The sequence below is a fragment of the Micromonospora sp. NPDC049529 genome (assembly GCF_055586685.1).
This window is the reverse complement of the sequence record NZ_JBVJHT010000009.1, coordinates 309,863-334,079: the sequence shown is the minus strand read 5'-3', so window position 1 is coordinate 334,079 and position 24,217 is coordinate 309,863. Positions and strand designations below refer to the sequence as shown.

Sequence of the window (24,217 nt, the reverse complement as noted above, 5' to 3'; positions counted from 1 at the left end):
CGGTCAGCGGCGACTACCTGCAGCACGCCTTCGTAAAGCCGGACCTGCGGCTTCTGCCCTGCCCCCCCCCCCCCCCCCCCCCCCCCCCCCCCCCCCCCCCCCCACCCCCCCCCCCCCCCTCCCCCCCCCCCCCCCCCCCGGTGCGGGTCCTCCGCGCCCGCACCGGCACCACGATCGGCTCAGCAGTAGCGGTTCACGTGGTCGGCCTGGTTCCGGTACGGCGCGACGTCGTTGTCGGTGGGGACGCTGGCGGTGGCCGCGAACAGGTACTGGTCGGTGCCGTGCCCGGCGCTGGTGTGGTTGAGGAACGAGACCGACCCGTACGAGATGTTGAAGTGCACGGCCTCGGTCCGGTCGTGCCAGCCCCAGTCGGCCAGGTCCTGCCAGCCACAGCTGGAGAGCTGTCCGCGCGGGTAGCCGTAGTTGATCCGGTCGTAGAAGCAGAACCAGCCGGCGGCGCAGTCGGGGCTGGCCGTGGTACCGACCGGTCGTTCGAAGGTCAGCACGAAGTCACCGTCGGCGTAGCTGATCTCGGTGGGACCGGTCTGCCGACCGCCCGGATAGGCGGCCAGGTGCTTGTCGATCTCGACCTGTACTGCGGTGTACGGGCCGGGGTTGCCCGGTGGACCGGCGGTGACCGGGGGTGCGGCGGCGACGACCGCGACGATCGCGACGATCGCGGCCAGGACGGTGGCGGTTCCGGGCCATCGGCGGGGGGTGGGTGCCATGGCAGCCTCCTCGGGGTACGGGATTCCGTGCGGTGAGGGAGTTCGGTCGGAGTCCCAATCTGACCTTGGTCACATTGTGGCAAAGATGGCGGTGAATGAGGGGTCACGATTCACCTTCATGTTTTTGCAGGTCATCGGCATCTTGATGGGGCGAAACCAGTGATTTGTCGGATAGCTCACTGGTAGATCGACAAATTTCCCGCCGATCCCACCCGGCCCGGATGGTCACACCCGCCCGGCAGCGGACATATTCATGGTGGGAGGAACGACATAGATCGCCGCCGGTGCTGTCCGTACCGGGGGGCGAGAGGCATCGATCCCTCGAGGAGAAATCGGTGGGCGGCAACGGCGGCCGGGACGAGGCGTGGCACGACGCACTGCACCGACGCTTCTGGCCGGACGTGGTCAGGATGCTGGGGCGTGCCCTCGGTGGCAACGAGGGCGAGGCGGAGGACCTGGCACAGCAGACCTTCATGACCGCCTGGGACCGGCGGGCGTACGTGCCGGACGAGCCGAGGGCGTGGCTCTTCGCCACCGCCAACAACCACCTGCGCAACCATCGACGGTGGAGTCGACGGCACCCGTTGGCCCTGGTCGAGATGGACGTGATGGAGGTGGTGGCCGGTGCGACCGAGGGCGAGGAGAGCGCGACCGTCTGCGACCGACTGGACCTCGGTCGAGTCTGGGGCCAGCTGAAGCCGGCCGAGCGGGAGGTGCTCCAACTCGCGTACCTGGACGGACTGGACACCGCCGAGATCGCCGAGGTGCTCGGCCTGTGGCAGGCGACCGTACGCAAGCGACGCTCCCGGGCACTGGGCCGGCTGCGCGGCTGGATGGTGGGGACCGCCGACCCGGTGCTCAGTGGAGCGGGTCGCCGAGGCACGGGGGAGAGCATCCATGGCTGAACAACCCGACGAGCAGACCGAACGCCTGGTCCGACGCCTGGTCGAGGCGAACGACCCGATGCGTGGCAAGCAGATCGGCCCGCCCCGGCGCAGCGCCGCCGAGCTGCGGCACCTGGCCGACCAGCGCCGGATCGGTGGGCGGTGGCGGCGGGCGGTGACCCGACCCGGCGTACGCCTGCGAATGATCGTGCCGGTCGCCGCCGTGGCGTTCGGGGTCGGCGCGCTGGTGCTGGTCAACGTACTGCCGGTCGGGGTGGCGGGCCGGGGCGAGCCGAACGTGGTCGCGCTGGCCGTCGTACCGGCCGCGCTCGGGCTCCAGTTTCCCGGAGCGGCCGACCCGGCCGGGACCTGGTTGCGGGAGTTGGCCGACCGGACCGCCCGGCTGGACGAGCCCGCCGGCTCGGGCCGCTACACCTATCAGCACAGCCAGACCTGGTCCCTGGACGACACCGGGGCCGATCCGGTGGCCGCGAACGCCGTGGTCGCCCGCGACGAGCGGCTGTGGTGGGCGGCCGACGGCTCCGGTCGCGAGGACGTCACCGTCCTGCCGGCGCAGCCCGCGAACGCGACCCAGGCGGGGTGGCTCGACGGGCCGCCACCCGGCGCCGAGCGCTCCCGCACCGAATACCGTCCCGGTGAGCTGGCCGTCGTGGTGGAGGATCCCGCCACCGACCCGGCGATCCTGACCCGACAACTGTCCGCGCACGAACCCTTCAGCAACGGCCCACAGGCCGTGATCCGGGCGGTGGCCGACCTGTACCGATTCCACGAGATGAGTCCCGCCCTGCGTGCCGCCGTACTGCACGTGCTCACCGACACCAACGGGCTGGTGTACCGGGGGAAGGTGGTCGACCGGGCCGGCCGGGTCGGTGTCGCGGTCAGCGTGGACAGCGCCGCCGGTGCGACCCGCGACCTGGCCGTGCTGGACCCGGACACCGGGACCCTGCTCAGCTACGAGCAGGTTGCCCTGATCAGCCCGCCCCGCTCGTCCGTACGCGCACCCGCGGTGATCTCCTACGTGTTGTACCTGGCCCACCAGCGCACCGACCAGCTCGGTCAGGGCTGAGTGGACGGCGCACACCTCCGTTCCGGACGGACACCCGTCGGCACCGTTGGCCGAAGCCGTGGTTGAGCCAACCGGTGGACGGGTATCCCCGGAGCACCGGAGGTGGTCGCCATGGCCGAGGTGCTGTCCGACGACGGACGGTCGTACCTACGGGAACGGGCCCGACGTCGGGTACGCCGCGGCATGCGGCTCACCGTTCTGGTCGTGGCTCCGTTGTCCGGGCTGACGATCATCGGCGGTGGCCTGGCGGCGGGTGGGGACACATCGGTCACCAGCTGGCTGTTGATCGGTACCGGGGTGGCGCTGTTCATCGCCGGTGCGCTCGCCGTGGCGTGGTTGGTGCTTCGGGCGCGTACCGACCCGCCGTTGGTGGCGGGGGTCGATCCGGCGACCCGGCGAACGGTCGAGCGGGCCCTGCGGGACGGGCACGCCGACGACCCACGGGTCGACGTACTGGTCCGGGACCTGATCGCCCACGATCCCAGCCCGCCCTGGCTGCCCTGGACCTTCGCCGGCCTGGCGGTGCTCCAGTTGGGGCTCCTGCTCCCTGGTGACCTGAGCACCGAGGATCTCGTCCGCACGCTGTTGACGGTGCCCTGGTTCGCCCTCGTCTCCTGGCTCGGCTGGCGGCGACGGCGCCGGATGCTCCGGTACCGGGGGCTCGAACAGGAGTGACACGTCCCGCCCGGCCTGGTCGGCGTCGAACCGGCATCGGCATCGAACCGGCATCAGCGGCGGATCGGCATCAGGACGGAGTAGGTCAGGTCGTCGCCGGGAAGGCGCAGCACCAACGGCCGGATCGGTCCGTCGAGGTCGAGTACGAGCTGCCCCGCGCCACCGGCGTCGAGCGCCTCCAGCAGGAACTCCCGGTCCACCCCGATCGGCCCCGTTGTCGCGTCCGGGCCGTGCTCGTCGTCCGCCGGTGTCGCCGGGTCCAGCACCGCCAGCGTTCCGTCGGCGTCGATTCCCAGCACCGCGACCGTACGGGTGCTGCCGTCCTGCTCCCGTACGACGGTGGTGGTGTTCGCGGCGGCCAGCGCCGCGCGCAGGGCCGGCACGTCCACCGCGACCCGCACGCCGGTGGCGAGCCGTTCGCCGATCAGCCGCGCGTAGTCGGGGAAGTCGATGTCGAGCGGTTGCCCCTGCACGGTCAGTCCGCCGGCCCGCAGACCGATTTCGGTGCCGCCGAGGACCACCGTCACCGGCTCGTCCGCCCCGAATCCGGCCCCGGCGCCGCTGCGGCTGGTGCCGCTGGTGCTCCGGCTCCCGCCGCCGGCGCCAGCGAGCAGGGTACGGGCCTGGTCGACGAAGGCGACCGGGGCGAGGACCCGACGCGCCGGCCCGTCGACCGTGCTCACCGCCGCCGTGGCGACCGCCAGCCGGTAGCGGTCCGTGGCGACCAGGCGCAGCACCGACTCCTCGACCTCGAACAGCACCGAGCCGAGTACGGGCAGTTCCGGGTCGTCGCCGACAGCGAAGCGTACGGCGTCGAGTCCGGCGGCCAGGTCGGCCCGGTTCAGGGTCAGATGGGTCGAGCCGGTCATCAGGTTCTCCTCGCGGTCGAGCAGGGCGTGGACCCGGGAGAGTTCGCGACGCGCGTCGGTGAGACCGGCCTCCAACCGGCGCAGGTGCCCGTCCAGCAGGCGGCGTACGACCACCGGCTCGGACCAGTGCCGGAGCACCAGGCCGATCTCGGCCAGCGGCAGGTTGACCCGGCGCAGCCGGGCCACCAGGCGGGCGGGTTCGAGCTGCTGTTGGGCGTACCAGCGGTAGCCGGTCTCCGGGTCCACCACGGCGGGCACCAGGATGCCGGCGCCGTCGTAGAACCGCAGGGCGCTGACGGTCAGGCCACTGGCCCGCGCCATCTCCCCGATGCTGCGCATGTCGCTCTCCACGTCCGCTGATCCTGGGGGCTCGACCAGGTCGAGGGTCAACCCGTCGAGGTCGAGGGCCGACCCGCCGAACCTATCCGCCGACCCGCCGAACCTGTCCGCAGGCCCGGCGAACCTGTCCGCAGGCCAGGCGGCCGAGCCGACCGGTCGGCAAGGGGCGCCGGGGTCAGCGCCTCGGCGGCCAGTAGACGCCGAGCACGTCGTAGTCGTCGCAGCTGTCGGCGGAACGCCCGAGGTAGAACGCCGGGTTCCGGTCCGGGCCGCAGATCCGGTGCAGGAAGGCGGTGGTCAGGGCGGTGCGCAGCCGTTCGTCGGGCAACCCGGCGAGCCGGTGTTGCAGCGCCGCGAACTCCCAGTCGACGATGGTGCGCCGGTGGCCGGGGCAGTTGTTGCCGTCGCACCGGTACTGGTAGGCGCCGGTGAACCGGGGGGCACCGAGCGGGCCCCGGTCCTGGTGTCCGGTCGGGTCGAGCCGGTCGGCGTACGCGTCCAGCCGCCGCTGCTGCTCGATCGTCCAGCCGGGGTGCGGGGTGAGGACGAGCCCGTCGACCCGCCGGGGCCGGACCAGGGCGAGCGTCGGCCCGTCCGGCCGCGTCCGGCAGACCGTCTCCCCGAGGTACGGGTCCAGCCACTGCCGGCGCCACTGCCACCGCTTGAGGTGGTGTTCGCGGACCAGGGTGTGCGGGACCGGTTGCCAGCTCTCCCGACCGAAGTCCGGGTCGGCCGGTCGGGCGTCGACGCTGATGATGTCGTACGTGCCGAAGGCGGCGGCGGGGCCGAGTTCGCCGATCGGGATCGGGGCGAGCCGGATCCAGCCGGGTCGGTCCGGGTCGGCGCTGACGCCGGTCGCGCAGACCGTCCGGTCGGACCGGTCGGTGGGGTGCGGGGCGGTCTTGACGGTGACCAGCAGGCGCAACCGGGTCACCTGTTCGGTGGTCGGCTGCGGGGCGGGCTGGGTCGGCGCGGGACCGGGGAGGTCGAGCTGGGTCACGCCTACCCTCCGCCGGATCCACCTGACAGTCGTACGGTTGACAACGCCCCGAGCATGGCACGGGTCGCGGGCTTCCGGCCACCTGAGCGCAATTGTCGGCGCCTTCGCCAAATACCACATTCGGGACCGGTCAGCATATCCCGATTTCCGGTGACGGATTTCCGTCGCGGCAGGTCATCCCGTGGCGATAGGTGGTAAGCGATATCGTCTGCATTCATCGACTTAGATTTAATGAACGATAAGGTGCTGCCTGGGATCCCCCTCTCCGCCCCCGAAGAGAAGGACCAGGTGACCATGAAAGCCTCCCTCCTGCTGGCCCGCGCCCTGCTCGTCGCCGGCCTCGTCGCGGCCGGTGTGACCGCGCCCGGCGTGGCCGGCGCGGCGACCAGCCCGTACTACGGCGCGGCACCCGGTGCCAGCTCGTCCGGCCCCGACGGCATCGGCGTCCAGGTCGTCAACGGCCGCCCGGCCACCGAGAACTACTCGTTCATGGTGTACGTCTCCGGCTGCACCGGTTCGCTCATCAAGGCCAACTGGGCGGTCACCGCGAAGCACTGCCCGACCCCGGCCTCCGTACGCGTCGGCAGCGTCAACCGCAGCAGCGGCGGCACCGTCGTGAGCGTCACGCGGGCGGTCAACCACCCGACCAGCGACGTGAAGCTGCTGCAACTCGCCAGCTCGGTCAGCCACGCCCCGGCCCCGATCCCGACCACCTCCGGGGCGGTCGGCACGGTCACCCGGATCATCGGCTGGGGCCAGACCTGCCCGGTCCGCGGCTGCGGCTCGGCGCCCCTGGTCGCCAACGAACTCGACACCTCGATCGTCGCCGACAGCCGGTGCAGCGGGATCAACTCCTCGCTGGAGATCTGCACCAACAACACCAACGGCAACGCGGGTGCCTGCTACGGCGACTCGGGCGGCCCGCAGGTGCGCAGTGTCGGCGGCCGGTGGAACCTGATCGGCGCGACCAGCCGGGCCGGCAACAACAACCCGACCTGCGCCACCGGCCCGTCCATCTACGGCGACCTGCCCGCCATCCGTACCTGGATCAACACCCAGGTCGGCGGCCTGCCCGCCTGACCCGGCCGGACCCGACACCCCTGCGCTGACCGAATCGTCAGGACAGGACCCGGAAGGTGATCCCGGCGCGGACGAGACGTGCGGTGAGCGCGTCACCCATCGCCGCCGCCGGGGTCAGCTGACCGGCGGTCGGTGGCAGATCGTCGTCCAGGGCCAGGCAGAGGGCCGACTCGGCGAGCATCTTGGCGGTCTCGTCGTACCCCGGATCACCGCCGGCCACCTCGGTGACCACCCGGCGGCCGCCGCCGGGCGCCAGGTCGGGTCGATCGCGGCGAGGGTGTCGCGCACCCGTGCGAGCCGGTGCGGATCGCGCCCGGCCAGCGCCCAGCGGAGCGTGGCGGGAGCGTTCCGGGCCAGGTACCGCGCGGTCGGCCCGCCGGTGAACCCGGTCGCGCCGAACAGGACGATGTCGTACGGACGGGGCGTGGACATCCGCGAAGTCTCACCGGACGACGGGGCCGTACGGGTCACCGCTGCCCGCCGGGTGAACCGGTCTCCTCCGTCAGGGGTGAACCGCGGCGGGCCGGGTATCCGGGGCGGGCGCCGGACGGCAGTCCGGATCGAGCCGTGACGTTCGAAGTGACGTTCGAAGCGATGTTGAAGCGTTGTCGGGGCTTTTGTCGAAGCGATGGATGTTGTCGTGTCCGCGGGGGTGGAACAGGATGCCCGAGGACCGGATCGGAGCCGGCGCCGCCGCGCCGCGCGGTCGTACCGGTGAACTGGTGCGGGACCGGGCCGACGAGCCCGCCGTGACACCGCTGCTGGCCTCGAAGCTGGCGGTCGGGTCGCTGCCCGCCGCGGTGGTCGCCCGCCCCCGGCTGTTCTCGCTGCTGGAGACCGGTGCCGGCGGCCCGGTCACGCTGGTGTCGGCCCCGGCCGGCTGGGGCAAGACGACGCTGCTCGGCTCCTGGTACCGGTCGCGTGACGGCGCCGGAGACCGGGCCTGGCTCTCCCTCGAACCGGGCGACGGGGGCGGCCGGCTCTGGTCGTACCTGCGGGCCGCCGTCCGCTCCGCCGACTCCGGCCCGCCCGGTGCGCACGAGCCGGCGCCGGCCGTCGAGGGCACCGACGAGCCGGTGGACCGGGACTTCCTCGACCATCTCGCCGCCGAACTGAGCCACCGCCCGGAGCCGGTCACGCTGGTCCTCGACGACTTCCACCGGATCGACGACCCGGACTTGGCCGACGGTCTGGAATTCCTGCTCCGGCACGCCGGGGACCGGTTGCGGCTGGTGATCGGTGGGCGGACCGACCCGGTGCTGGCGCTGCACCGGTGGCGGCTGCGCGGTGAGCTGACCGAGATCCGCGCCGCCGAGTTGGCCTTCACCGCCGCCGAGGCCGCCGAGCTGCTGACCGCGCACGGCATCAGCGTCCCCGCCGAGCAGGCCGACGAGCTACGCGTACGGACCGAGGGGTGGCCCGCCGGTCTCCGGCTCGCGGCGCTCGCCCTGCCCGGACACCCCGACCCGGCCCGGTTCGTCGACACCTTCGCCGGTGACGACGCGGCGGTGGCCGACTACCTGTCGGTGGAGGTGCTGGCCGGGCTGACCGACGAGAACCGGGACGTGCTGCGGCGCGGCGCGATCGCCGACCGGCTCAGCGGTGACCTGGTCAACGCCCTCACCGGGCGGATCGACGGGGACCGGGTGCTGGCCGAGCTGGAACGCGAGACCGGATTCGTGATCGGCCTCGGCGGTCGACCACCGGTCTACCGCTACCACCGGATGCTGGCCGAACTGCTCCGGGCCGAGCAGTGCCTGCGTCCCGCCGACGAACTGCTCGACCTGCACCGTCGCGCGGCCACCTGGGCGACGGCGCGGGAACTGCCGGCCCCGGCACTGCGGCACTCCCTCGCGGCCGGGGAGGCGAACCGGGCCGTCGACGTACTCGTCGGGCACTGGGCGCAACTGGTCGCGTACGCACCGGCCCGGTCGGGTCCGCCGGCACCGGCACCGCCCACCCCCGAGGCGGTACGCGCCCAGCCGGAACTCGCCCTCGCCTACGCCGCCGAGGCGCTGGACCGGGGCGACCCGGACGGCGTGAACGGCTACCTCCGGCTCGCGCAACGGCACGAGTCGCAGCTCACCGGGGCCTGCCGGGACCGGTTCGCGCTGATCGGGGCGGCCCTGCGGCTGGCCGGGGCGCAACTCGCCGGGGAGGTCACCGACGTGCTCGCCGCCGCCACCCGGTTGCGTACCCTGGCGTCCCCGCCCGGAGCCGGTGCCGGCCGGCCCCCGGTCGACCTCGATGCCCGCGCGATCGCCCGAACCGCCGCCGGTGCGGCACAGCTCGGCGCCGGAGACCTGATCGCCGCCGAGACCGAACTGACCGGGGCGCTCGCCGACGCGCAGCGGGCCGGTCTGACCCGCACGGTGCTCGCCTGCACCGGCCGGTTGGCCCTGGTCCGGGCGGTACGGGGTCGGCTCGTGGCGGCCGAACGGGACGCCCGGACGGTCGTCGGCGGCGCGCTCGACGCCGACGGCGGCGCACCGGCCGACCACGCTCACGCCTACCTCGCGCTCGCCATCGTCGCCCTGCACCGGGACCGGCCGGCCGACGCCGGGGCGAACCTGACCCTCGCCGGCAACCGGATCGCGCAGAGCCGGGAGCCCGCCGTCGCCGCACTGGCCGGCTGGGTCGGGGCCCAGCTCGGGCGGGACCGGGGCGACCTGGCCGGCGCCTACCCGCTGCTGCTCGCCGCCCGCGCCCGGCTGACCGACCAGCACCGGGCCGGGCAGTTGACGCAGTGGCTGCTCGCGGCCGAGGCGGACCTGTGCACCGCGCACGGGGACCTGGGACGCGGCCGGGAACTGCTGCTCGGACCCCTGGACGAGGCGACCGGGGGTGCGGAGGCGCTCGCCGTGGCGCTGGCTCGCGCGTACCTGCACGGCGGGGACCCGGCGGCGGCGGCCCGTACGCTGCCGGACTGGGCCGGGCCGGACGGTGACACCTGGCTGCTGCCGGTACGGCTGGAGGCCGGGCTGCTCGACGCGCTCGCCGCCCGTACGGTCGGGGACCACCGCCGTGCCGCCCGCACCCTGGAGGAGGTGCTGGTGCTGGCCGAGCCCGAGGGGTTCCGCCGGATCTTCACCCGTTCCGTCCCACCGGCCCGTGACCTGCTCGCCGCGCACCTCGACTCCGGTACGGCGTACTGGCCGATGGTCCGCGAGCTGATCGCCGCCGGTGCGGAGCAGACCGGCCCGGACGGGGTGGCACCGGTCGACCGGCGGGAGCGGGGCGGGCGGCTGGCCCCGGCGGTGTCCGGCCTGGGCGAGCCGCTGACCGACCGGGAACTCACCGTCCTGCGTTACCTACAGAGCATCCTGTCCAATGTGGAGATCGCCGGTGAGCTGTCGGTCTCGGTGAACACGGTGAAGACGCACGTGCGCAACATCTACCGCAAGCTGGACGCGACCCGGCGTCGGGAAGCCGTCCGCCGGGCCCGCGAGCTGCGCCTGATCTGACCGGTGGTCAGCTGCCCGCCGCTGCCTGGTCGACCGTGGCGAGCAGTTCCGGCAGTTCGTACGAGCCGTCGTGGCGGACCCCGTTGACGAAGAACGTCGGGGTGCCGTTGACCCCGCTGCGGATCCCGCCGACGAAGTCGCGCCGGATCCGGTCGGAGTGCACGTGCCGGGCGACCTCGTCGTTCACCTCGTCCTCGGGCAGCCCGAGCTGCTGGCAGCCCATCGACAGGTGCACCGGGTCGAGCTGGTCCTGGTGCTCGAAGATCCAGTCGTGCATGGCCCAGAACTGGTCCCGTACGCCGGCCGCCTCGACCGTCTCGGCGGCCAGTTCCGCGTACGGGTGCACGTTGCTCAGCGGGAAGTGCCGGAAGACCAGGCGTACCGTCTCGGGGCGCTGGCGCAGCAGTTCGTGCAGCCGGTGATAGGCCTGCCCGCAGTACGGGCACTGGAGGTCGGCGTACTCGACCAGGGTGACCGGTGCCTGCGCCGGCCCGCGTACGTGGTCGGTGTCGGTGACCGGTACCCGCAGTTTGCTCGACGTGACCTGCATCGGCGTGGTCATCGGGCCTCCGTGGTCTGCGCCTGACGGCTGATGAGTTCGTCGAGTGCGTCGAGGATGCCGTCGGCACCCGGATTCACCTCGGGCGGCGAGACGAAGCTCCAGCTCACCCGGGCCTGCGGGTCGAGGACGAACAGCGCCCGTTGCGCGTAGCCGTCCGCGCCGTAGACGCCGTAGCTCCGGGCGACCGCGCCCTTCGGCTCGAAGTCCGACAGCAGCGGGAACTCGATTCCCTCGTGCTCGGCGAACGCCCGGTGGCACCAGAAGCTGTCCACCGAGATGCCGACCAGGGCCGCCCCGTAGCGGTCGAATTCGGAGCGCATGGCCTGGTAGAGCGCCATCTGGTCGCCGCAGACCGGGCTCCAGTCCGCCGGATAGAAGGCCAGTACGGTCGGCCGGCCCCGAAAGTCGCTCAGACTGACCCGATGGTCCGGTCCGGTCGGCAGGGTGAACTCCGGTGCCGGTTGTCCCGGTCGGAGTGCGCCGTGGGGATCGGTCATGTCTCTCATCCTCGCGCCGCGCCGGGTGAGGCCGACTCACCCGCTGCGGGTGGTCCGCGCCCCTCGGCGACGTCGCTGCTCACAGCCGTACGATCAGGTGGTTGTCGACGGCGGCGACGCCCGGCGCGGACCAGGCCACCCGTTCCGCCTCCTGCCGCTGCGACCACGAGTCGACGGCACCGGTGAGCACGATCAGGTCGCCCTGCACGTCGATGTCGATCCGGTCGACGTCGGTCTCGGCGCTGCGGATCAGCGCGTTGACCACGAGCCGTTCCAACTCGTCGGTCGTCGGCTGCCCGACCGGGCGTACGTTGATCCCGTTGGTCACCCCACGGACGCTGGCCAATCGGCGGACCGACCGCTCGGCGGCCCGTTTCTGGTACTCCCACTCGACGTCGCCGCGGAGCACCACCCAGCCGTTGGAGACCGTCACGTCCAGGTTCCCGACCGGCACGAACGCGTCCCACTCCAGTGCGCGGGTGGCGGCCAGGGCGATGTCGGCGTCGCTGCGTTCGGCCGACGACGGCAACCGGACCTCGATGTCGTTGGCGACCGCGCGGACCCGGTTGATCCGGTGCGCGGACCGCTCCGCCGCCCACTTCTTGGCGTAGTTGTCCACCCAGCCGGTGAGGGTCACCACCCCTTCCTGCACCGTCACGCCGATCTCGTTGGGTTGGACCCGGGGCTCCCAGTCCAGTTCGTCGAGGACGTCCCGCTGGATCTCCTCGTCGGTTCGCGCCGTTGTCGTCGCCGAGGTCATGGTCGTTCCTCCCACGGGATAGATTGCGCACCGGTCGGCTGCCGGACCGACCGGTGGGGCCGCGCTGTCACGGCCGATGCAACGGGGTGCCCGGGTGACTTCCCATCACCCGAAAAAGGTGGGGCCGGGCGGGTCGGCCGCGTGACAGGGCGCGGGCCGGTAGGGAATCATCGACTGTCGATCCGGCAGGTGCGTTGACGTGGGTGGAGGAGAGCGGATGACGACCGACGAGGTGACTGCGGGGGACCGGATGGCCGCCTCGGCCACGGTGCCCGAGCGGCCGGTCGGGCCGCCGCGCGGCCGGGCCGGGACAGCCCGGGTCGTACGCCTGCTGCGGCACGAGTGGACCCTCGCCTCGCTCGGCGGTCTGCTGCTGGCCGTCCTGCTCACCTGGCCGACGCTGCGCGACATCACCCAGACGATCCCGCAGGACACCGGCGACCCGGTGCTCCAGGCGTGGCAGATCGCCTGGGGCGGGCACGCCCTGCTCACCGATCCGACCCAGCTGTGGCACTCGAACACGTTCTTCCCCGAGCGCTACACGTACGCGTACTCCGACACCCTGCTCGGCTACGCCCCGTTCGGCATGATCGGCGAGGGGCCGGTCGCCGCGATCGTCCGTTACAACATCCTGTACGTGCTGGTCCACGCGCTCGCCTTCGTCGGGGCGTACGCCCTGGTCCGCCAGCTCGGCGCGAACCGGATCGGGGCCGCGTTGGCCGGGGTCGCGTTCGGGTACGCGCCGTGGAAGCTGGCCCAGGCCGGGCACCTGCACGTGCTCTCGATCGGCGGCATCGCGCTCGCCCTGGCCATGCTCGCCCGCGGCCACGGCTGGTCGCTGACGTACGGCTACCGGCCGGATCGCCGCCGTCCGGGCTGGGCGCTGGCCGGCTGGCTGGTCGCCGCCTGGCAGATGACGCTCGGCTTCGGCATCGGCCTGCCGTTCGGGTACGCCCTCGCGTTGATCTGCGTGGTGGTGGCGATCGGCTACGGCTGGTCCTGGTGGCGGCGTTCGGCCCGACCGGTCTTCGGCGGCCGGCTGCTCGCCGCCGACCTGGCCGGTGGGCTGGTCTTCGCCGTGGTCACGCTCGCCATGGCGATGCCGTACCTGGAGGTGGTCAAGCAGAACCCGGACGGCCGCCGGACCCTGGCCCACCTGGAGCAGTTCTCCCCGCCGCTGCGGGGTTTCTTCACCGCGCCGCCGGAGTCGTGGCTGTGGGGGGAGCGGCACGCCGCCGCCCGGGAGCTGCTGCCGTTCGCCGGTGAGATGACGCTGCTGCCCGGTGTGGTGCTGATCGGGCTTGCCTTCGCCGGCCTCTTCTTCTCCGCCTGGCGGGTCCGTCACCGGGTGCTGCTCGGTGTGGGTGTGCTGGTCAGCGTCGCGCTCGCGGCCGGCACCCGGTTCGGCGGGGACGGCGATCCGGGGTACGCGACCCTGTTCCTGCACCTGCCCGGCTGGGACGGGATCCGTACGCCGGGCCGGCTGATCCTCTGGACCACGCTGCTGCTCGGCATCCTCGCCGCCGGTGTGGTCAGCATGATCGGCCGAGCCGAGCCGACCAGGGCCGGGGAAACCGGTGCGCCCGGCGCGGACGGGGTCGATTCCGCCACCGCCGCCGGTCCGGCGGCCCCGGACAAGCAGGCCCCCGCCGCCGCTCGCGAGACACCGGCCGCCGACGATTCCGGTGCCACCACGGCCGCTGACGACCCCGACGGCGCCACGGGTTCCGGTGCCACCACGGCCGCTGACGACCCCGACGGCGCCACGGGTTCCGATGCCACCACGGCCGCCGATGGCACCGAGGACGCCGACGGCGGCGAGGGCGCCGGTCGTACCGGTGCCGCCGCCGACGCGCCCGCGACCGGTGGGGGCGAGCCGGTCGGCGCGGGTGCCACCGTCGGGTTGATCCGGCCGGCCCAGCCCGTCGCCGCCGGTGCCGCCGGTGGGCTGATCCGGCGGGCGGTGCCGGTCGCCCGGTCGGCGCCGCCACGGCCGGTCCCGGCGGTACGGCCGGGCCGTCCGACGGCCGGTTGGGTGGTCCGGCTGCTGATGCTGGTGCCGCTCCTGCTGGTGGTGCTCGAAGGGTTCAACACCACCCCGCACGCACCGGTGCAGCCACAGCCGGCGGTGCTGCGCGGGATGACCGGACCGATGCTGGTGCTGCCGAGCGACGGCACGTTCGAATTCACCGTCATGCTCTGGTCCACCGACGGGTTCCCACAGATCGCCAACGGCCTGGCATCGTTCGTTCCGCCGACGCAGCAACAGATCCGGGCGCTGACGCCGAGTTTTCCCGACCAGTCGAGTGTGGCGTACCTGCGGCAGATCGGCATCCGGACAGTTGTCGTGCTCCCCGAGTACCTGAACGGCACGCCATGGCAGGATGTGCTCAACCGGGACACACAGGGGCTCGGGATCAGCCGTGAGGATGTCGCCGGAGCGGTGGTGTTCCGACTCGGCTGAGCGGGCCGGGGAGGTAGTGCGGATGGACCGGCGAGTGGCGGCGCTGTTCGGCGGGATCGTGGCGGTCGGGCTGGGGCCGGCGGTGTGGCTGGGCGGGACCCTGCTGCGGCCCGAGCCGGTGCCGGCGCCACCGTTTCCGAGCGGTTCCGCCGGGGTGAGCGCCTCACCGACCGAGCCGGTCCCGTCGGGTCTGCCGACGCCCGACCCGTCCGCGACCGGCCCCGTTCTGGCGCCGCCGGCTCCGGACCGCTTTCCCGGGCGTACGCCGGTCGGCCCCGGCAAACCGACGTCGCCGGCTCCGACCGGTTCACGGCCGTCCTCGCCCGGTGCGCCCAGCCAGTCGACCTCGCCCCCGCCGGCCGAGCCGACCACGCCGCCGGAGTCGCCGGAGCCGCCGCTCAGTCCGGAACCGTCGACCGAGGGGCCGATCCGGGTGCTGCCGCCGGTCCGGCCGGTGCGCTGAGCCGTACCGGTAACCATTCTTTAGTTTAAATACACAACTATTGACAGCGCTGACCGGCGTGTGTGAGGGTCTGCACCAGACCGGTGCGGGAGCCAATCGTGCCCGGTGCGGAAGTCAAGGGCAGCTCCGCACCACCGTCATCCCTCGCTCATGCACGCGCTCGGCGCGGCAGTCGATGGCCCGTGCCCGCTCACCGGCATCGGTACGCCCACGCGCACCGTGCATGGCGGTTCTCCGTCCCCCGTAACAGCGTCAGCGCTCAGAGGGAGCCGTACATGCGTAGAAGTCTCGCCAGCGCGCTCGCGGCCGTTGTCGTCGCCGGCGTGGTGGCCGTGGTGGCCCAGGTCGCCGTCAGCCCGTCCGCGTCACCGGCGGCGGCCGCCGCGTCCGAACCGTACTCGTGGAAGAACGTCCGGATCGACGGCGGCGGCTTCGTGCCGGGCATCGTCTTCAACCCCACCGAACGCAACCTGATCTACGCCCGGACCGACATCGGCGGCGCCTACCGCTGGGAACAGGGCAGCCAGTCCTGGACCCCGCTGCTCGACTGGGTCGGCTGGGACCGGTGGGGCTGGAACGGGGTGCTCAGCATCGCCACCGACCCGGTCCAGACCAACCGGGTGTACGCCGCCGTCGGCATGTATACCAACAGTTGGGACCCGAACCCCGGCGCGATCCTGCGCTCGACCGACAGGGGCGCGACCTGGCAGGCGACCGTGCTGCCGTTCAAGGTCGGCGGCAACATGCCCGGCCGGGGGCAGGGGGAGCGGCTGGCCGTCGACCCGAACCGCAACGGCACCCTCTACTACGGCGCCGAGGGCGGCAACGGCCTGTGGCGCAGCACCGACTACGGGGTCACCTGGGCCAAGGTGACCAACTTCCCCAACGTCGGCAACTACGCCCAGGATCCCAACGACCCCAACGGCTACCTCAACGGCAACCAGGGCGTCACCTGGGTCACCTTCGACCGAGGCACCGGCACGGCCGGCAACACCACCCAGACCATCTACGTCGGGGTGGCCGACAAGCAGAACCCGGTCTACCGCAGCACCAACGGCGGCACCACCTGGGAACGGATCGCCGGCCAGCCCACCGGCTACCTGGCCCACAAGGGCGTGGTCGACCACGTCGGCGGCTTCCTCTACATCGCCACCAGCGACACCGGCGGCCCGTACGACGGCAACAAGGGCGACGTGTGGAAGTACAACCGGGCGACCGGGGCGTGGACCCAGATCAGCCCGATCCCGTCCAGCAGCACCGACGCCTACTTCGGGTACAGCGGACTGACCATCGACCGGACGAATCCGAACATCCTGATGGTCGCCACCCAGATCTCCTGGTGGCCGGACGCGATCTTCTGGCGGAGCACCGACGGGGGCGCCACCTGGACCCGGATCTGGGACTTCGGCAGCTACCCCAACCGGACCAAGCGCTACACCATGGACATCAGTTCGGCGCCCTGGCTGAGCTTCGGCGCCAACCCCGCCCCGCCCGAGGAGTCGCCGAAGCTGGGCTGGATGAACGAGTCGCTGGAGATCGACCCGTTCGACGGCAACCGGATGATGTACGGCACCGGCGCCACCATCTACGGCACCACCAACCTGAAAAACTGGGACACCGGCGGCACGCTCACCATCCGGCCGATGGTCAGGGGGCTGGAGGAGACCGCCGTGCTCGACCTGATCAGCCCGCCGAGCGGCGCCCCGCTGGTCAGCGCGCTCGGTGACATCGGCGGCTTCCGGCACACCAACCTGGACGCGGTCCCGGCGATGATGTTCACCCAGCCGAACATGACCAGCACCACCAGCCTGGACTTCGCCGAGTCGAATCCGTCGATCATGGTCCGGGCCGGCAACTTCACCGACTCCGAACGCCCGAACGACAGCCACGTCGCCTTCTCCACCGACGGCGGCGCGAACTGGTTCCAGGCCCAGGAGCCGGGCGGGATCAACAGCGGCGGTACGGTCGCCGCCGCGGCCAACGGCAGCCGGTTCGTCTGGGCTCCCGGCGACTCCGGCCAGCAGGTCGTCCACTCGGTCGGCTACGGCAACTCGTGGACGGCGTCGACCGGCGTACCGGCGAACGCGAAGGTCGAGGCCGACCGGGTGAACCCGAACACGTTCTACGCCTTCGACGGCGGCCGGTTCTACGTCAGCGTCAACGGCGGCGCGAGCTTCACCGCCAGTGCCGCCACCGGGCTGCCGACCAGCGGCAACGTGCACTTCAAGGCGCTGCCCGGGGTCGAGGGCGACATCTGGCTGGCCGGCGGCGACACCACCGGTGGCACCGGCATCTGGCACTCGACCAACTCCGGCGCGAGCTTCACCAAACTGGGCAACGTGACCGGCGCGGTGAACATCGGCTTCGGTAAGGCGGCACCGGGGCAGACGTACCCGGCGCTGTTCGCGTACGCGACCGTCGACGGCAAGGCCGGCGTGTACCGCTCGGACAACGGTGGCGGTGTCTGGGTGCGGATCAACGACGACCAGCACCAGTACGGCAACGCCGCCGAGGCGATCACCGGTGACCCGAGGATCTACGGTCGGGTCTACCTCGGCACCAACGGCCGTGGGGTCCTGTACGCCGACCGCCTCGGCGGCCCGACCACCCCGCCGACCACCCCGCCCACCTCGACCCCGACCACCCGCCCGCCGACAACTCCGCCGACCACCCGCCCGCCGACGACTCGCCCGCCGACGACTCCGCCCACCACGCCGCCGACCACGGCACCGGCCGGTGGCTGCACGGCGACGTACCGGGTGACGGGTTCCTGGCAGGGCGGATTCCAGGCGGAGGTGACCGTACGCAACACCGGCACGACACCGACCACCGGTTGGGCGGTGAACTGGACGTTTTCGAACGGCCAGGTCATCAGCCAGATCTGGGGCGGTACGCACACCCAGAGCGGATCTGCCGTGACGGTCCGCAACGTCGCTTACAACGGCACCCTGGCCCCGAACGCCACCACCACGTTCGGCTTCCTCGCCGCCTCCACCACCCCCAACAACCCACCACCCCCAACCCCCTGCACCGGCACCTAACCGCCCCGCCCTCGTGACCCCTTCCGTTGATCATGAAGTTAGCGACTGTTCCGAGCTCGATCCCTGTCGCTAACTTCATGATCAACGGAAGGGGTCACGGGTGTCGTCCGCCGGTGTTCGGCGGGCGACACCCGTGGGTGGGTGGGTCAGTTGTGTAGGCGGACGCTGGGGTTCGGCGGGCTGAGCTCGACGAACTCCACGCTCTCGGTCGTACTCGGATCCTCGCCCTCGCGGGCGATCATGGCGCGGGCGGCCGATCCGGCGGCCCAGCCGATGGCGGCGCCAATGCCGGCGGCGCCGATGATCCAGAGCCAGGGCAGCCCCGGTCGCCGGCCGGCCAGCGCGGCGGAGGCCGCGGTGGCCCGCCGCCAGGCCTCGTCGGCCACCGAGCCGACCCGGTCGCCGGCCTCGTCGGCAAGGTGTGACGTGCTTCGCCGGGCCGAGTGAGCGGTGTCGCGGGCGACGTGACGCACGCTGTCGCCGGCCGAACCGAACGCGGCCTGTAGGTGCTGCCACGCCTGGTCGGCGATCTGTTCGGGCTTGCTGCGACGCGCCACCAGGTTCGTTCCGAACATCGTGGTACCTCCTCGGATGCCGAAAGCAGCGGGCACTTCGGACAGAGCCATCTGTTCGGCGCGGTTTCGTGTTGCTTCGGAGGTGCCCGGACATGTCCGGCGGCAAACCCGTGTGTGCCCACGGAAGTGACGGCGGAGGTCGGGTGACGGGTCGTGGGCCCCGCCGGAGAGGGGCCTAGCGGATCAGGACGATCGACGTGCTACGGGCAAAATCGTCGTCGTCATCGTCGTCATCGTCGCCGCCGGACCCGAACCCGCAGGCCAGTACGAGGGCGAGCAGGGCACCTACGCCGGCCAGGCCGAGCAACCGCTTGAGCATGATCAGTCCTCTCTCGGTGCGCGCAACAGGGGGAGCGCGCCGGTCGAGGCCCCGAGTCTAGGTGCCGGCGTCCACCCGCATCGATGGGAGAAAGATCCCTCGTACGGACCTGACGTGCGCTTCGCGGTGGAAGTGTCACAACGCACATTCCGCCGGGAAGCGGGAGGTCGCGCCCGCTCCGGGGCCGATGGGAGCCGGTGGCGACGCTTCCCGGTAACCGCGCCGGCACGGAGGTTGACGGATCGGGGGATACCCTGATGGCCGGACGGGGCTGCGAGTGGCATCCTGAATCGTGAGAACATATGCTGACGAATGACCAGATAAGGGCTGTTTTGTCGGATCGGCCGCATAGATTGCCGTGCCGGAGGGGTGGCGACCGGGGCCATCCGAGGAATACTCTCGGTCGCGGCCCGCGTACTGATGAAGCGCCCGGATCTGGGCGAGTGGAGGTGCTCGCGTGAGCCTGTCGATCGCCAAGTCGATCCTGCCTGGTGGAGTCGTCGAAATCGCCCCCCGTGGCGAGATCGACGTCGACACCGCGTACGAGGTGCGCGAAGCTGTTGTCGGCCTGCTCGCGAAGGGGCGCCCGCCCCGGATCGAGCTCAACATGCGACTGGTCAGTTTCATCGACTCGGTCGGGATCAGCGCCATGGTCGCCGGTTTCCAAACCGCCGAGGTCAGTGGTGTGAAGCTGGTCGTCACCGAGCCGAGCCGGTTCGTTCACCGGCAACTCTGGGTCACCGGACTGCTCGGTCTCTTCGGCGCCCCCGAGCCGTACTTCTCCGGGGCGACGGCAACGCCGGAAGCACAGCTCCCCGGCGCCTGAGCGGACCAATCTCACCGAACCACCCTCCGTCACCGGCCGGCGTCGACCACCGCGGCCGGTGACGGAACCGGTCAACCACTTCCGCCCGAATCGTCCAGCCCGTCCGAGTCAACCGGCCCGTCCGGTTCGCCCAGCCCCGACAGGTCCACGTCGGTAGCCTCGGTGACCGCCCGGACCGCCGTGACCGAGGCATAACCGGCCGCCAACCAGGCCACGTCCGTGCCCGGCTGCACCGGCTCGCCGGACTCCTCCAGAGCGGTCCGGACAAACCCCCGCCCCGACTCGGCCACGGTCATCTGCACCTGCCCGAACCCGGCCAGCGTGCCGGCCCGTACGCCGCGCAGCTGCTCGTACGGCAGGTCGGGGGTGTTGACGTTGAGCACACTCGCCTGCGGTCCCGAGGTCAACCGGGGCAGCAGGTCGACCGCCACCCGTGCCGCCGTCGCCCAGTTGCGTACCTCGTCACGGAACCGTCCCGACGAGGCGACCGCCGCACCACCGCTGCCGGCGGTGGCATCGCCGACCGAGAGCACGTCCAGCGAGACCGCCATCGCGTGAGCGCCGTTCGCGGCGGCGGTGAAGGCCGCCCCGACCGTGCCCGAGTGCAGCACCGCCCGCCCGACGTTGGCGCCCCGGTTGATCCCGGAGACGACCAGCGTCGGCGGCGGCCCGAACGCACCGTGGATCGCGATCAACGTGATGAAGCCCGGCGAGCCGGCCACCCCGTACGCCGGGATCCCGGTCAGCTCCTCGACCGCGTGCTCCTCGACGACCACCCGGCCCTCCCGCTCCACCGCGATCATCGCCGCGCTGGTGCCGCTCGCCTCCTCGGCCGGCGCCGCCACCACCACGTCGTACCCCCGCTCGGCGACCGCGCGGGCCAGCCACCGGATGCCCGGCGCGGCGATCCCGTCGTCGTTGGTGACCAGCACCCGTACGGTCACCAGCCGGCCGCCCGTCCGGCGAAGTCGTCCGGTGTCATCCGGTCCTGCCGCCCGGAACCGACCGGGGTCAGCCGCACCCGGTCCACCAGGCCGTTGATCGAGTCCGGTCGACCGGTGCCCAGCCCGTGCCGGGTCACGTTCAACGCCCCGGCCGCCGCCCCGGTACGCACCGCCAGCTCCAGACTCCCACCGGCCGCCAGTACGGCCGCCACCCCGGCGGTCATCGAGTCCCCGGCCCCGCGCGGGTCGGCGGCCTCCAACCGGGGCATGTGCACCTCGTGCACCTCGCCGTCGACCAGGGCCAACGCCGGCTCGTCGGCCCGGCTGACCACCACCGACTCGGCCCCGGTCGCGTGCAGCTCGTACAGCACGCGGGTCAACTCGGCCTCGCTGTCGTCGTCGGCCAGACCGTCGCGGAGCAACTCCTCGTGGCTGACCTTGAGGAACGACACCCCGCCCTCCAGCACCGCGCGCAGGTGCTCACCGGAGAGGTCTGCCACCACCCGGCTGCCGTTGCCGCCCAGGTCGGCGGCGAGTCGCCGGTACACGTCCGGTGGCACCAGGGAACGGTGGCCGGGCCCACTGAGCACACTGACCGGTGCCTGGAGTCCCTCGGCGAGGGCCAGGTTGTAGAGGTCGTCCAGCTCGTGCCGGTTGAGCGCGTGTCCCGGCACGTCGACGATCTCGTCACGCCGGCCGTCGCGGCGGTCGTGCACGTACCCGCCGCTGGACGAGTCCCGGCGGACCACCTTCAGCTCGACCCCCTCGCTGGCCAGCAACGGTTCGAGGACCTGGCCGATCTCGCCGCCGAGGCTGGCGCAGAGCACCACCCGGGTACCGAGGCAGGTGATCATGCGGGCCTGCCAGACCCCCTGGCCACCGGGGTGCAGGTGGATCTCCGGTTCGTCACCGGGCTGATCCACGGTGACCGTCAGTTGTGGAGCGGGCGCGAAAACCATGACATGGGCATCCATGTCCCCTACGTTTCCCTACCGGACGAACGCCGGGTGGCAGGTTGGCGAACATCGCTGCACCGATCGGCGACCTCGACGGCCGTACCGGAGGGCGGGGCGGGGTGTCGCGAACGGGGCTCACGTGGTGCACTGTCCGCCAACCATCGACGGAGGAGAGCCGGTGTCGAAGCAGGACGTCTTCCACTACACGGTGCAGTCGCGGTGCAGCCGGGCCGACGCGGTACGGCTGCTCGCCGACCTGACCGCGCAGGCCGACCTGCACCCGCTGATCATCGCGGTCGAGCCCCGCCCGGCCCGCCCCGGTGCGCTGCGCAGCTACACCATCACCGACCGGCTCGCCTGGGGCCCGTTCACGTTCCGCACCCGTTACCAGGCGGACATCCTCACCGCGAACGAGGACGAGGTGGTGGCGGTCGCCCGGCAGTGGCCGAACACCACCGTGCGCAACCACGCCCGGCTGCGCTCCGAACCGGACGGGGTCACCCGGATCGACGTACAGATCACGCTGTCGGCGCCGGGACCGCTGTTCGCGTACGCGTTCCGGCAGGCCCGCACCGCGCACCTGGCGCTCGGGTCGCGGATCCAGGCCAGGCTCGACGCCGGCCCCACCGCCTGAGCGGTGCCCGCCCCGGTCGGGGCGGGCACCACCGTCGGCTCACCGCCAGGTGTCGGACCAGGTGGCGGTGCACGGAGCGTACGTCGGAGGGTTCCGGGTCCGGTTGGGATCGCTCTCCCAGATCACCTGCGACCCGTCCTTCTTGATGTACTTGTACTGCACCGGAGCGCTCGGCGGCAGCGCGACCGAGGCCCGCCAGACCGGGTACGCGGCCGACGACAGCGGCACCGCGTTCGCCGGATCCCAGTTGCCGAGCGCCGCCGTGTTGCCGGTGACGAAGACGTTCTGCCCCCACACGGTGGTCGCGTTCACCTCGAAGGTGACCGTGGTGGCACCGGCGCAGAGCCCCGGCGGCGGGGTGTTCGTCGGGGTGGCGCCGGTACGGGCGTTGACGTGCAGCGCCAGCGCCCCGTTCGCGGGCACGGTCGCGGTGAACTGACCGGCGGCGTTGACCGTGTACCGGGCCCCGGTGCAGGTGCCGGCGGAGAAGTCGCCGGCCATCACGTCGCAGTACGTGCCCGCCGGCAGGCTGCTCTGGAAGGTACGGGTGAGCGCCGCCCCGCCCCGGTTGAACGCCGCGTACGCCACGGTGCCCCGGCCGAAGGCGATCTGGTTCGAGCCGTTGGTCCACCAGTTGGTGACCGCCGCGCCGGCCGCCGTGTTACGCAGCGCGACCATGTTCGCCGTGGTCCGCCAGCGGTGCTCGCAGGCCCAGCCACTGGCACAGGTGACCGCGCTCGTGGTGCCGCCGCTGGCCGGTGGCCCGACCTCCGGGTCGGTGAAGGTGAAACTCGACATCACCTGCGGCACCCCGTACGGCCAGGCGATCATGAAAGCCTCGGCCAGCGCGTACGACGATCCGTTGTGGTAGGTCAGCTTCGCCCGGCCGTTGCGCTGGGTGTCGTGGTTGTCGACGAACGCGACCGCGTCGGCCGAGCCGAGCCGCATCGAGGAGGCGAGGTTGTTCAGGTTCGACAGGGTGCCGTCCCGGAAGGCGGTGCCGACCACGTCGCCGTACCGGAACTCGGTGACGTCGCCGATCCCGGCGTACTCCTCGGGGGTGGGTTCGCCGGCACCGCCCTCGATCACCTCGGAGAAGACGTACGGGTCACCGGTCACCGGGTCGACGATCGCCGCCAGGTCCGCCGCCGGCAGGTGCTTGGCCGCGTCGACCCGGAAGCCGTCCACCCCGAGCGAGACCAGGTCATCGAGGTACGCGACCAGCTTGCCGCGCACGTACGACGACTCGGTCCGCAGGTCGGACAGGTCCACCAGCTCACAGTTCTGGATCTCCCAGCGGTCGTTCCAGTTGGCGATGTCGTCGTTGCCGTTGCGCCCGCAGTGGTGGAAGTCGCCGGTCCCGTACGGCACCGCCGGGTAGGCGTAGTGGCCGTACGTCGATCCGCCGCTGCCGGCGCCGGTGGACGCCCCGCCGGCCATGTGGTTGACCACCGCGTCGACGTAGATCTTCACCCCGGCGTTGTGGCAGGTCTGCACCATGCTCGCGAAGGCGGCCCGGTCTCCCCGACGGCTGGTCAACTGGTAGCTGACCGGCTGGTAGTCCTGCCACCAGGGGTAGCCCCGGCCGGGCAGGACGACGTGCTCCTGCGGCGGGGAGACCTGGACCCCGCCGAAGCCCTTCGGGCCGAGCACGCCTGTGCACTCGTTGGCGACCGAGGCCCAGGGCCACTGGAAGAGGTGGACGATCACGTCCTTGCTGCCCGGACTGGCCGGACTCGCGGTGGCCTGCCCGGCCGGTCGGCCGACCGTGCCGACGAGCAGTGCGGCGACCAGCAGGCCGGTGGTGAACAGGGCGGTGGTGACGACGGCGCGGCTTCTTCGTACACCCATGGTGATCCTTCGGGGGTAGAGCGACGCGGGACGGGCAGGTGGCGCACATGTTGCGGATCGATGACAATTTACCTCTGTCGATGTCCCGATGGCACCGGAAGCCCTTCGTGTTGCCGGTGCGGGGTGGGCGTGAGATTCTGCGGGGCGCCCGGTGTGGGTGGTTTCGCCGCTGAATCCCCTGACCTCCGCAGAAGAGTGG

Annotated in this window: 21 protein-coding genes and 1 pseudogene; 10 read left to right on the top strand and 12 right to left on the bottom strand. The window is 72.1% G+C overall.

The features are described 5' to 3' along the window. Positions 1-179: 179 nt before the first annotated feature. Positions 180-728 carry a hypothetical protein gene (locus ACZ6QQ_RS17990; protein ID WP_465877488.1) on the bottom strand — a complete coding sequence of 183 codons (549 nt, stop codon included), beginning with the start codon at positions 726-728 and terminating at the stop codon, positions 180-182. Positions 729-1,063: 335 nt separating this feature from the next. On the opposite strand from ACZ6QQ_RS17990, the gene ACZ6QQ_RS17985 reads away from it, so the two are divergent. The 3 genes from ACZ6QQ_RS17985 to ACZ6QQ_RS17975 all read left to right on the top strand — a co-directional run bounded on the left by ACZ6QQ_RS17985 (position 1,064) and on the right by ACZ6QQ_RS17975 (position 3,374). Then, positions 1,064-1,633 (top strand): RNA polymerase sigma factor, encoded by a 570-nt coding sequence (locus ACZ6QQ_RS17985; RefSeq protein ID WP_465877487.1) that lies wholly within the window; start codon positions 1,064-1,066, stop codon positions 1,631-1,633. Further along, the gene (locus ACZ6QQ_RS17980) at positions 1,626-2,699 is read left to right on the top strand and encodes a CU044_5270 family protein (RefSeq protein WP_465877486.1); all 1,074 of its coding nucleotides are present in this window, start codon (positions 1,626-1,628) and stop codon (positions 2,697-2,699) included. The genes ACZ6QQ_RS17985 and ACZ6QQ_RS17980 overlap by 8 nt, the downstream gene beginning before the upstream one ends. A gap of 111 nt (positions 2,700-2,810) precedes the next feature. Further along, positions 2,811-3,374: a hypothetical protein gene (locus ACZ6QQ_RS17975; protein WP_465877485.1), complete on the top strand. Its 564-nt coding sequence runs from the start codon at positions 2,811-2,813 to the stop codon at positions 3,372-3,374. Positions 3,375-3,427: 53 nt separating this feature from the next. On the opposite strand, the gene ACZ6QQ_RS17970 is transcribed toward ACZ6QQ_RS17975, so the two are convergent. Then, positions 3,428-4,582: a DNA polymerase III subunit beta family protein gene (locus ACZ6QQ_RS17970; RefSeq protein ID WP_465877484.1), complete on the bottom strand. Its 1,155-nt coding sequence runs from the start codon at positions 4,580-4,582 to the stop codon at positions 3,428-3,430. Positions 4,583-4,757: 175 nt separating this feature from the next. Further along, positions 4,758-5,582, bottom strand: coding sequence for a hypothetical protein (locus ACZ6QQ_RS17965; RefSeq protein ID WP_465877483.1), 825 nt, complete (start codon positions 5,580-5,582; stop codon positions 4,758-4,760). Positions 5,583-5,876: 294 nt separating this feature from the next. On the opposite strand from ACZ6QQ_RS17965, the gene ACZ6QQ_RS17960 reads away from it, so the two are divergent. Continuing rightward, the gene (locus ACZ6QQ_RS17960; protein WP_465877482.1) at positions 5,877-6,662 is read left to right on the top strand and encodes a S1 family peptidase; all 786 of its coding nucleotides are present in this window, start codon (positions 5,877-5,879) and stop codon (positions 6,660-6,662) included. Positions 6,663-6,699: 37 nt separating this feature from the next. Here the strand turns inward: ACZ6QQ_RS17960 and ACZ6QQ_RS17955 are convergent. Continuing rightward, positions 6,700-6,918 (bottom strand): annotated as a pseudogene (locus ACZ6QQ_RS17955) (saccharopine dehydrogenase); the annotation flags it as partial. A gap of 406 nt (positions 6,919-7,324) precedes the next feature. On the opposite strand from ACZ6QQ_RS17955, the gene ACZ6QQ_RS17950 reads away from it, so the two are divergent. Continuing rightward, positions 7,325-10,126 carry a winged helix-turn-helix domain-containing protein gene (locus tag ACZ6QQ_RS17950; RefSeq protein ID WP_465877481.1) on the top strand — a complete coding sequence of 934 codons (2,802 nt, stop codon included), beginning with the start codon at positions 7,325-7,327 and terminating at the stop codon, positions 10,124-10,126. A gap of 7 nt (positions 10,127-10,133) precedes the next feature. On the opposite strand, the gene ACZ6QQ_RS17945 is transcribed toward ACZ6QQ_RS17950, so the two are convergent. The 3 genes from ACZ6QQ_RS17945 to ACZ6QQ_RS17935 form a co-directional block, all read right to left on the bottom strand. Then, positions 10,134-10,688, bottom strand: a complete 555-nt coding sequence (locus ACZ6QQ_RS17945) for a DsbA family protein (protein WP_465877479.1) — start codon at positions 10,686-10,688, stop codon at positions 10,134-10,136. After that, positions 10,685-11,185, bottom strand: coding sequence for a redoxin domain-containing protein (locus ACZ6QQ_RS17940; RefSeq protein WP_465877477.1), 501 nt, complete (start codon positions 11,183-11,185; stop codon positions 10,685-10,687). Before ACZ6QQ_RS17940 ends, ACZ6QQ_RS17945 begins: the two co-directional genes overlap by 4 nt. Before the next feature lie 79 nt (positions 11,186-11,264). Then, positions 11,265-11,945 carry a BON domain-containing protein gene (locus tag ACZ6QQ_RS17935; RefSeq protein WP_465877476.1) on the bottom strand — a complete coding sequence of 227 codons (681 nt, stop codon included), beginning with the start codon at positions 11,943-11,945 and terminating at the stop codon, positions 11,265-11,267. A gap of 232 nt (positions 11,946-12,177) precedes the next feature. Here ACZ6QQ_RS17935 and ACZ6QQ_RS17930 point away from each other — a divergent pair, with 232 nt between their 5' ends. The 3 genes from ACZ6QQ_RS17930 to ACZ6QQ_RS17920 all read left to right on the top strand — a co-directional run bounded on the left by ACZ6QQ_RS17930 (position 12,178) and on the right by ACZ6QQ_RS17920 (position 17,913). Continuing rightward, positions 12,178-14,409 (top strand): hypothetical protein, encoded by a 2,232-nt coding sequence (locus ACZ6QQ_RS17930; RefSeq protein WP_465877568.1) that lies wholly within the window; start codon positions 12,178-12,180, stop codon positions 14,407-14,409. A 22-nt stretch (positions 14,410-14,431) separates the two neighbouring features. After that, positions 14,432-14,872, top strand: coding sequence for a hypothetical protein (locus ACZ6QQ_RS17925; RefSeq protein WP_465877475.1), 441 nt, complete (start codon positions 14,432-14,434; stop codon positions 14,870-14,872). Between the two features lie 275 nt (positions 14,873-15,147). Continuing rightward, positions 15,148-17,913, top strand: coding sequence for a cellulose binding domain-containing protein (locus ACZ6QQ_RS17920; protein ID WP_465877474.1), 2,766 nt, complete (start codon positions 15,148-15,150; stop codon positions 17,911-17,913). Between the two features lie 146 nt (positions 17,914-18,059). Here the strand turns inward: ACZ6QQ_RS17920 and ACZ6QQ_RS17915 are convergent, their stop codons facing one another. Both ACZ6QQ_RS17915 and ACZ6QQ_RS17910 read right to left on the bottom strand, forming a co-directional pair. Then, a complete protein-coding gene (locus ACZ6QQ_RS17915; RefSeq protein ID WP_465877472.1) occupies positions 18,060-18,488 on the bottom strand; it encodes a hypothetical protein in 429 nt (142 codons plus the stop codon). A gap of 175 nt (positions 18,489-18,663) precedes the next feature. Then, on the bottom strand, positions 18,664-18,807 hold the full coding sequence (locus ACZ6QQ_RS17910) for a hypothetical protein (RefSeq protein ID WP_465877471.1): 144 nt from the start codon (positions 18,805-18,807) through the stop codon (positions 18,664-18,666). 457 nt (positions 18,808-19,264) lie between these two features. Between ACZ6QQ_RS17910 and ACZ6QQ_RS17905 the strand changes: the two genes are divergently transcribed. Then, positions 19,265-19,633, top strand: coding sequence for an STAS domain-containing protein (locus tag ACZ6QQ_RS17905; protein ID WP_465877470.1), 369 nt, complete (start codon positions 19,265-19,267; stop codon positions 19,631-19,633). A gap of 71 nt (positions 19,634-19,704) precedes the next feature. On the opposite strand, the gene surE is transcribed toward ACZ6QQ_RS17905, so the two are convergent. Further along, entirely contained in the window at positions 19,705-20,577 is an 873-nt protein-coding gene (gene surE / locus ACZ6QQ_RS17900) for a 5'/3'-nucleotidase SurE (RefSeq protein ID WP_465877468.1), read from the bottom strand. Beyond that, the gene (locus tag ACZ6QQ_RS17895; RefSeq protein ID WP_465877466.1) at positions 20,574-21,536 is read right to left on the bottom strand and encodes a PfkB family carbohydrate kinase; all 963 of its coding nucleotides are present in this window, start codon (positions 21,534-21,536) and stop codon (positions 20,574-20,576) included. The genes surE and ACZ6QQ_RS17895 overlap by 4 nt, the downstream gene beginning before the upstream one ends. Before the next feature lie 175 nt (positions 21,537-21,711). Between ACZ6QQ_RS17895 and ACZ6QQ_RS17890 the strand changes: the two genes are divergently transcribed. Further along, entirely contained in the window at positions 21,712-22,167 is a 456-nt protein-coding gene (locus ACZ6QQ_RS17890) for an SRPBCC family protein (protein WP_465877465.1), read from the top strand. A gap of 39 nt (positions 22,168-22,206) precedes the next feature. Here the strand turns inward: ACZ6QQ_RS17890 and ACZ6QQ_RS17885 are convergent, their stop codons facing one another. Then, positions 22,207-24,018, bottom strand: a complete 1,812-nt coding sequence (locus ACZ6QQ_RS17885; protein ID WP_465877464.1) for a carbohydrate-binding module family 20 domain-containing protein — start codon at positions 24,016-24,018, stop codon at positions 22,207-22,209. Positions 24,019-24,217: the final 199 nt, after the last annotated feature.

Excerpts from the sequence above, each read along its gene's own strand:
- ACZ6QQ_RS17990 (WP_465877488.1), bottom strand. The coding sequence starts at position 728 with ATGGCACCCACCCCCCGCCGATGGCCCGGAACCGCCACCGTCCTGGCC.
- ACZ6QQ_RS17980 (WP_465877486.1), top strand. The coding sequence starts at position 1,626 with ATGGCTGAACAACCCGACGAGCAGACCGAACGCCTGGTCCGACGCCTG.
- ACZ6QQ_RS17975 (WP_465877485.1), top strand. The coding sequence starts at position 2,811 with ATGGCCGAGGTGCTGTCCGACGACGGACGGTCGTACCTACGGGAACGG.
- ACZ6QQ_RS17970 (WP_465877484.1), bottom strand. The coding sequence starts at position 4,582 with ATGCGCAGCATCGGGGAGATGGCGCGGGCCAGTGGCCTGACCGTCAGC.
- ACZ6QQ_RS17960 (WP_465877482.1), top strand. The coding sequence starts at position 5,877 with ATGAAAGCCTCCCTCCTGCTGGCCCGCGCCCTGCTCGTCGCCGGCCTC.
- ACZ6QQ_RS17950 (WP_465877481.1), top strand. The coding sequence starts at position 7,325 with ATGCCCGAGGACCGGATCGGAGCCGGCGCCGCCGCGCCGCGCGGTCGT.
- ACZ6QQ_RS17945 (WP_465877479.1), bottom strand. The coding sequence starts at position 10,688 with ATGACCACGCCGATGCAGGTCACGTCGAGCAAACTGCGGGTACCGGTC.
- ACZ6QQ_RS17940 (WP_465877477.1), bottom strand. The coding sequence starts at position 11,185 with ATGACCGATCCCCACGGCGCACTCCGACCGGGACAACCGGCACCGGAG.
- ACZ6QQ_RS17935 (WP_465877476.1), bottom strand. The coding sequence starts at position 11,945 with ATGACCTCGGCGACGACAACGGCGCGAACCGACGAGGAGATCCAGCGG.
- ACZ6QQ_RS17925 (WP_465877475.1), top strand. The coding sequence starts at position 14,432 with ATGGACCGGCGAGTGGCGGCGCTGTTCGGCGGGATCGTGGCGGTCGGG.
- ACZ6QQ_RS17920 (WP_465877474.1), top strand. The coding sequence starts at position 15,148 with ATGCGTAGAAGTCTCGCCAGCGCGCTCGCGGCCGTTGTCGTCGCCGGC.
- ACZ6QQ_RS17915 (WP_465877472.1), bottom strand. The coding sequence starts at position 18,488 with ATGTTCGGAACGAACCTGGTGGCGCGTCGCAGCAAGCCCGAACAGATC.
- ACZ6QQ_RS17910 (WP_465877471.1), bottom strand. The coding sequence starts at position 18,807 with ATGCTCAAGCGGTTGCTCGGCCTGGCCGGCGTAGGTGCCCTGCTCGCC.
- ACZ6QQ_RS17895 (WP_465877466.1), bottom strand. The coding sequence starts at position 21,536 with ATGGTTTTCGCGCCCGCTCCACAACTGACGGTCACCGTGGATCAGCCC.
- ACZ6QQ_RS17885 (WP_465877464.1), bottom strand. The coding sequence starts at position 24,018 with ATGGGTGTACGAAGAAGCCGCGCCGTCGTCACCACCGCCCTGTTCACC.